The 1164-nt window shown below is 55.6% G+C and carries 1 protein-coding gene; it reads right to left on the minus strand.

Translation table 11 applies throughout. The features are described from left to right. Positions 1-531 (minus strand): imm11 family protein (locus F0155_RS23165; RefSeq protein ID WP_161599891.1); only part of this gene is annotated, 531 nt, incomplete at its 3' end. Between the last annotated feature and the right edge of the window lie 633 nt (positions 532-1164).

Raw genomic sequence — 1164 nt, forward strand, 5'->3', positions numbered from 1 at the left:
AAAACGACCGTAGATCACATGCTTGTCGACCCAGGCATGGGCCTCGCCAATCTGTTTGAGATTGAACACGAACTCTCCGGTACGAGGGTCAAAGGAAACGTTCGCGAATTTCGCTGTCGCCCGCTCTCGATCCATTCCGTCCAAACGATTACAGATGTTGAAAAAGTACATTTGCCGCGCAAGCGAGCCGTCCTTGTAGACCACGTCCACAGGGAAGAACTGATGAACACCCGGTTCATGGCGTTCAAGGATGTCCTTGAAAGCATTCGACACGAGATAAATGCCGTACTTGTATAGAACATCAGGAGGCGGGTATCGCTTGCTCTCCCATTGTACACGCGTCGGCACATGGTCTGGCTTGATTGCGCGGCCCGCATACAGCTCGCCAGCGTCAAACAAGGGTGTGTGCCCTTTGTCAATTGTAGTGTCGACATATTCGATCTTGTCGACATCGCCATCCAAGGGAAAGCACTCAATCGTGTGTGGGGCTTCCTCCCTAGTCCCAATGCCATAGATGACACCCTCGGTCATTTTCATCTCCTCACGCTGACCCGAAATCGGCCTCGCAGCGCGTTTGAAATCACTTTGACTATGCAACGGACGGAGACTGTATCCGGGCCTTGTTAAATATGCCCAAACGGAAACTTCTGACAGCGGAGGATTGTATGAGGGCTTGGCCCGTGTACCTCTCCCGTTGGGAGAGGTTGGCGCGCAGTGGCGGGTGAGAGGATACTATCTCGCCGAAAGCCAAGACATTTCAGCCCCTCACCCCAACCCTCTCCCAATGGGAGAGGGAGGTGTAGCAGCATCTCTCTGTCGTCACCCCGGACGAAGCACAGCGGAGATCCGGGGTCGGTGAACCCGGTACCCTACATGGACATTGAGGACTCTCCGATCCCGGCTCGCGCTTCGCTTGGCCGGGCTGACGGATGAGGGGGCGGCCTTTGTTCCCCTCCCCCTTGTGGGGAGGGGGTAGGGGTGGGGGTACGCTTCAGGGCATTTTGCAATCTGATCCGGTGACAAGATCTTCACTCCCATCTCTGCCCTCTCCACAAGGGGGAGAGTTCCTGAAATTACTCCCGGAAGCTGCCTGTGTTATGCGTTAGCTACCGTCGTTCTGGTCAGGTTTGTCCTGACCTTCTACCGTGCTGCGAACTTGGGCAG

Origin of the sequence: Roseibium sediminis (assembly GCF_008711325.1) — a bacterium.
GTDB lineage: Bacteria > Pseudomonadota > Alphaproteobacteria > Rhizobiales > Stappiaceae > Roseibium > Roseibium sediminis.